This is a genomic window from Streptomyces sp. BF23-19 (assembly GCF_041106355.1).
GTDB classification, from domain to species: domain Bacteria; phylum Actinomycetota; class Actinomycetes; order Streptomycetales; family Streptomycetaceae; genus Streptomyces; species Streptomyces virginiae_A.
The window spans coordinates 72,338-77,841 of the sequence record NZ_JBGBPT010000040.1 but is presented as its reverse complement, the minus strand read 5'-3'; the positions used below and the strand labels follow the sequence as shown (position 1 = coordinate 77,841).

General features: G+C 75.4%; 6 protein-coding genes. 1 reads left to right on the top strand and 5 read right to left on the bottom strand.

Translation table 11 applies throughout. The features are described from left to right. Positions 1-82: 82 nt before the first annotated feature. The 3 genes from AB8A24_RS22820 to AB8A24_RS22810 all read right to left on the bottom strand — a co-directional run bounded on the left by AB8A24_RS22820 (position 83) and on the right by AB8A24_RS22810 (position 2,917). Positions 83-1,435 carry a carboxyl transferase domain-containing protein gene (locus AB8A24_RS22820; protein WP_369477379.1) on the bottom strand — a complete coding sequence of 451 codons (1,353 nt, stop codon included), beginning with the start codon at positions 1,433-1,435 and terminating at the stop codon, positions 83-85. A 180-nt stretch (positions 1,436-1,615) separates the two neighbouring features. Continuing rightward, positions 1,616-2,128, bottom strand: coding sequence for a hypothetical protein (locus tag AB8A24_RS22815; RefSeq protein WP_369477385.1), 513 nt, complete (start codon positions 2,126-2,128; stop codon positions 1,616-1,618). Between the two features lie 66 nt (positions 2,129-2,194). Continuing rightward, on the bottom strand, positions 2,195-2,917 hold the full coding sequence (locus tag AB8A24_RS22810; RefSeq protein WP_369477377.1) for a hypothetical protein: 723 nt from the start codon (positions 2,915-2,917) through the stop codon (positions 2,195-2,197). 69 nt (positions 2,918-2,986) lie between these two features. Here AB8A24_RS22810 and AB8A24_RS22805 point away from each other — a divergent pair, with 69 nt between their 5' ends. Continuing rightward, complete coding sequence (locus tag AB8A24_RS22805) at positions 2,987-3,427, top strand: Lrp/AsnC family transcriptional regulator (protein ID WP_030715480.1); 441 nt, start codon at positions 2,987-2,989, stop codon at positions 3,425-3,427. Positions 3,428-3,463: 36 nt separating this feature from the next. On the opposite strand, the gene AB8A24_RS22800 is transcribed toward AB8A24_RS22805, so the two are convergent. Together AB8A24_RS22800 and AB8A24_RS22795 are read right to left on the bottom strand one after the other, a co-directional pair. Continuing rightward, a complete protein-coding gene (locus AB8A24_RS22800) occupies positions 3,464-4,009 on the bottom strand; it encodes a GNAT family N-acetyltransferase (RefSeq protein WP_369477375.1) in 546 nt (181 codons plus the stop codon). Between the two features lie 90 nt (positions 4,010-4,099). Continuing rightward, positions 4,100-5,504: GAF domain-containing protein (locus tag AB8A24_RS22795; protein ID WP_369477373.1), on the bottom strand; the 1,405-nt coding region annotated here is incomplete at its 5' end.

Below are 5,504 nucleotides of genomic sequence, written 5' to 3'. Positions count from 1 at the left end.
GTCCCGCTGATCCCAGCGGGACCCGGGGAGGCGCGCTGCCCAGATAGCGGATCGCTTCCTGCAGCCGGCGGTTGCAGTGGGCTCAGGGCGTACGCCCCGGGCCGACGATGCCGCGGGCGACCCCCAGGGCCACCAGGTCCTGGGGGCGGACGCGCAGTTGGTCCGCCGTGTCCGGAGCGGCCGACGGGGGCCGCTTGAGGATGGCCGCCGCCAGTTCCGGGGCGATCACCGAGAAGTAGCTGTCCGGGGTGACCCAGGTGTTCCCCGGCGCGGCCAGCGCGAGGGCGCCGCCCGAGCCGCCCTCGCCGATCAGCAGGGTGGTGACGGGGACGGTGGCCGCGGCCAGCGCCGCGAAGGTGTCGGCGATGGCCGCGCCCGCGCCGGCGTGTTCGGCGGCGGCGTCGTTGGCCGCGCCCGGGGTGTCCACCAGGGTGAGCACCGGGATGCCGAGCCGGTCCGCGAGGCGGATGACGCGGGCGGCCGTACGGTAGCCGGCCGGGCGGGTGGCGGTGCCGCACTGGGCGGCGTAGGCCACGGCCCGGCCCTCCCGCAGCCCGAATCCGCACAGCATCCCGGGGTCGGTGCCGCCCGCCCGGTCCCCGGAGAGGTGCAGGCGGAGCTCGAAGTACGCGTCCAGGTACGCGGCGGCGTGCGGCCGCTCGGGGTGCCGGGCCTGCAGGACGGCGTCCCAACCGGTCCGCGGCGGTGCTACGTCCGCCAGCGCGGCCGGCGGCTCGACCGGCCCCGCGGAGCGGGGCGCGGCCAGGACGCGGAGCCAGTCGGCGAGGGTGCCCGGCAGCTCGGCGGCGGGCACCACGGTGTCCACATGACCGGCGGCGTACTGGCCCTCGGCACAGTAGGCAGCCGGATCCGCGTCCGCCGGACGCACCCGGGACCCGGCGAAGCCGACCTGGGCCCCCGGGAGCGCGAGGACCACATCGGCCCCGGCCCCGAGGGTGGCCCAGCCGCCGCCCGTGGTCGGATCGCGCAGGACGGCGAGCTGGGGGAGCCCCGCGGCCCGGGTCAGGACGCACTGGCGGGCCACGCGCTGGAGCTGGGTGAGTGCGAGCATCCCCTCCTGCATCCGGGAGCCGCCGGTGGCGATGAGGGAGACCAGGGGGAGTCGGTGTTCGCGGGCGTGGGCGTACGCGGCTTCGAGCCGGTCCCCGGTGCGCTGCCCCAGCGAGCCGCCCAGGAAGCCGAACTCGAAGGAGATGACGGTGGCTTCATGGCCACCCACCAGGGCGGTGCCGGTGACCACGGACTCCTGCTCGCCGGTGCGCTCGGCGGCGCGGGCCCGGGAGCCGTCGTAGCCGGTCCACTCCAGGGGGCCGTCGGTGGGGGACACCCGCAGGGGCGCGGGGAGTTCGGTGAAGCTGCCGGGGTCGGTCACGGAGGCGATGGCCTCGCGGGCCGAGAGGCGGGTCGTCGTCACGGGGTCACCCCAGGTCGGGTCGTCGGTCGACGGTCGTCGAAGTCGTGTACGGGCGACAGTACTTGGACGGGGTGGTGCCGTGGCGCCCGGCGCGGGATCCGGACCGGGCACGGTCCGGACGTGTGCGGGGGGCGACGAGCCGGGCCGCTCCGCAGGCCCGTACCCGTCAGGGGGCGCCGGTCAGTGCTCGGGTCGGTGCCGCAGGTGGGTCTCTCGGGCCGGGCCCGTCTCGATGCTGTTCTCGTCGAGCGCGTTGGCGATGCGCAGGCGGCCGGCGTCGAAGACGAACTCCACCGCCAGGGTCCCCGCCGCCAGGTCACGGCCCGCCGGCCGCCATTCGATCAGCGCGAGGTCGCGCAGCTCCTGGCCGACGAACGGTTCGAGGCGCGCGTCACGGTGCGACCACTCGGGCGTCAGCCCGGCCTCGTCCCAACCCGTGATCACCTCCGTGGTCCGGATGGTGCCCCAGCCGATCGAGACCTCGTCGAACTTCGTGTGGCAGACCTCGACCCGGGTTCCGTCGAAGTCGAGCACCACCGGGCAGTCCGCGTACCAGTCCCCGTCCTCGGCGAACCGCACCAGGGCGAACCCCGTCAGCCGGCGGCCGACGAGCGCCGCCAGCCGGGCACCGTGCGCCTGCCGGACCGCCTCGATCCCGACCAGGAAGGACGGCTCGAAACCGGAGATCCCCATGTTCACGGGACCGAGTCTCGCCGCCGGGGGCACAGGGGGCAAACCCCCGGCCGGGCGGGCGGCCGGTCACGGGAGCGGGAGGGCGATCTTCACCGCGTACGCGGCGACCAGGCCGTAGCCGAGGCGGAAGGTCCAGACGCGGGCGCGGTCCGGGATGCGGGTCCCGGCGAGGGAGCCGAGTGCCACGAGGGCCTGCTGCCACAGGAGCGAGGCGGCGCCGACACCGATGAGGAACGCGGCGCCGGCCGTTCCGGTGCCCAGGGCGGCGCCCTGCGCGGTGGTGAGCGCGGCGAAGTAGAGCGCGGTGGTGGGGTTGAGGGCGGTCAGCCCGACGTACCGGACGAAGGCCTTCCCGGGCCGTGGCTGCACGAACACGCCCGCCTGCCCGGCGCCGGACCCTGACCCGGTACTCGAGCCGAGCCCGGAGTCGGACGCGGCGGTGACGGTGGCGACCGGGCTGTGGCCCGGGACCGAGCCGGCGCCGGGTCCGGCGCCGGGCAGGCGGGCTCCGGCCAGGCCGCGCGCCGCGATGACCAGCAGGATCACCGACGAGGCCAGCCGGACCCAGGCCTCGACCGGGGAGATGTGGGAGGCCACCCAGGGCCCCAGCGCGGTGGCGAGGGAGGCGTAGCCGAGGTCGACCGCCGCGATTCCCGCGGCCGCGGCCACGGCCGTGCGGCGGTCGCGCATCGCCTCCTGGAGCAGCAGCACGCTCATCGCCCCCATGGGCATCGCCACGCCCAGGCCCGCGGCCGCGCCCGCCAGCGTCGGTGACATCAGTTCGTTCATGGGGCGAGCGTCGGGCCGGGCCGTCGGGGGATGAGCGCGAATACCGGGCTCGACTGCGAGAATCGCGGTATGGACCGCCTCGACAGGGAAATCCTCGGCATCCTGCAGCAGGATGCGCGGATCTCGTACCGGGACCTGGGCGTCCGCGTCGGCCTCAGCGCCAACGCCACCGCCGACCGGGTACGACGGATGCGCCGCGAAGGGGTGATCCGCGGCTTCACCACGATCGTGGACCCGGCCGCAGACACCGCCGGCGGGCTCGTCGTCTTCATCGACGTCACCCTGCGCCAGGACACCACCAACGAGGAGTTCGAACGGCAGGTCGCCAAGCTCTCCGGGATCACCGAGGTCGTGCACGTGACGGGCGAGCACGACTACCTCGTACGCGCCCGGGCCGCCGACCCCGCCGCCCTCGACGGGCTGCTCCGACGGATGAAACGGGAGGCGGGGGTGGCCCAGTCCAACACCCGGATCGCACTGCGCGCGGCCACCCGACCGGACCGGCCCTGAGGGGGAGGCGGCCGAGGGGGCGGAGGAGGGGTCAGGTCACCCGGCTGCCGCGTAGCAGTGCACGGTCACCGTCCGCTCCGGGCTCCACCGCTGCTCGACCGTGGCCAACCGCTCCCAGCCCAGGCGTTCGTACAGGGCCACCGCCGAGGCGTCCGAGGCCACGACGTCGAGCACGGGACGCAGATCGCGTTCCCGCGCCTCCCGCACCGCCCGGGCCATCAGGAGCGCACCGATCCCATGGCCTCGTGCGGCCGGAGCGACGAACAGGCGGCCGACCACGGCGGCCGCCGTACTGTTCACACCCTCGCGGCTGCTCCACAGCGCGGGCGCCGCATCGTCCGGCTCACCGCGGGAGAGGCCGATGTGACCGACGATCCGCCCGTCCAGCTCCGCCACCCACGCCGCGAGCAGCGCCGGCCGCGACAGCCAGCCGGTGGGGTGGTCCGGCCAGTTCACGGGGTAGCCGTCGCGCTCATGGACCTCGGCGAGCGCGCGGACGCACGCGCCGAGGTCGGCGTCGGTCCGCCGCCGGACCTGCCGAACCGGGCCGTCCTCGGCTGCGGGAGTGCTTTCGCCAGTCATCGGATCATGCAAGCACAACCCGTGGAGCGGAGGTTCAGGGCCCGGCGGGTCCGCCGCCCCGGCCGACCCCCGCCGCCGCCCGACGGCCGGTCACAGCGCCGACTCCCACGTCATCGTCGTGCCCCGCGCGCCCGATTCCGTACGGCCGTCGTCCGCCACCGTCAGGCGGACCCGGGACGGGCTCGCGTCCACCTGTACGTCGATGAAGGTGATCTCACCGCGCCGGTGCGCCGCGGCCAGGGCGCCGCGCAGGGCCCCGAGCAGGTCGACCGCCACCGGATCCGGCAGCAGGGCGTCCACCGCGCCCGCGAAGTGCACCGACGGCTGGAAGCCGAGCACGGCCGCCGCCCCGCCCGTCTCGCGCAGCACCCGCCCCCGGAAGGTCGTCGGGGCGTCGGTCGGCGGCTGCTGGAGGGCGAAGATGGCCGTCCGGACCTCCTGGATCGTGGAGTCCAGCTCGTCCACGGCCCGGCTGAGCTCGTCGCCCACCGTGTCCCCCGACGGGGCGTTCGCGGCCCGCCGACGGGTGCTCTCCAGCATCATCTCGGTGGCGAAGAGCCGCTGGACCACCAGGTCGTGCAGGTCCCGCGCGATCCGGTCGCGGTCCTCGTACACCGCCAACTGCTCCCGGTCGTGCTGGGCGTCCGCCAGTACGAGGGCCAGTGCGGCCTGGGAGGCGAACTGCGAGGCGAGCAGCCGGTCCACCGCGTCGTACGCGGGGCCGCCCCGGTCGCGGGGCAGGGCCAGGGTGCCGATCAGCTGGCCGCCGCTCTGCAGCGGAAGCATCATGGAGGGCCCGAACCGCTCGCGCACGTGCGTGGTCATCCGGGGATCCGTCGCCGAGTCGTCGATGAAGACGGGCTCGCCGCCGAGGAGTTGGACCAGCACCGGCGAACCGGGGGCGATCGCCGTCCCCACCAGGTCCCCGGGGTCGCCCGGTGTGGAGGCGGCCACGATCTCCATGCCGCCCTCGGGGGTCGGCTGGAGCACCACGCCGGCCGCGGCGTCCGCCAGCAGTCGCGCCCGTTCGGCCACGCACATCAGGGCGTCCGCCGCCGGGCGTCCGGCGAGCAGGGCCGTGGTCACGGCGGCGGCGCCGTCGATCCAGCGCTCCCGGCGGCGCGCGGTTTCGTAGAGCCGGGCGTTGCCGATCGCTATGCCCGCCTGCGAGGCCAGGACGCGCAGCAGGGCGAGGTCCTCGTCCGTGAAGGGGCCGCCGCCCCGCTTCTCGGTGAGGTAGAGGTTGCCGAACACCTCCGTGTGCACCCGGATCGGTACGCCCAGGAGGCTGTGCATGGGTGGGTGGCCCGGTGGGAAGCCGGCGGCCCGTGGGTCCTGGGTGACGTCGTCCAGGAGCAGCGGGCGCGGATCGTTGACGAGGGCTCCGAGCACGCCGGAGCGCGCGTCCGGCAGGTGCGGGATCGCGGCCCGCTCCTTCTCGGTGAGCCCCGCCGTGAACAGCTGGGTCAGCAGGACGCGCTCGGGGTCGACGACC

Bases quoted from the DNA above. Each gene is read 5' to 3' on its own strand.
- AB8A24_RS22810 (WP_369477377.1), bottom strand. From the start codon at position 2,917: ATGAACGAACTGATGTCACCGACGCTGGCGGGCGCGGCCGCGGGCCTG.
- AB8A24_RS22800 (WP_369477375.1), bottom strand. From the start codon at position 4,009: ATGACTGGCGAAAGCACTCCCGCAGCCGAGGACGGCCCGGTTCGGCAG.
- AB8A24_RS22805 (WP_030715480.1), top strand. From the start codon at position 2,987: ATGGACCGCCTCGACAGGGAAATCCTCGGCATCCTGCAGCAGGATGCG.
- AB8A24_RS22815 (WP_369477385.1), bottom strand. From the start codon at position 2,128: ATGGGGATCTCCGGTTTCGAGCCGTCCTTCCTGGTCGGGATCGAGGCG.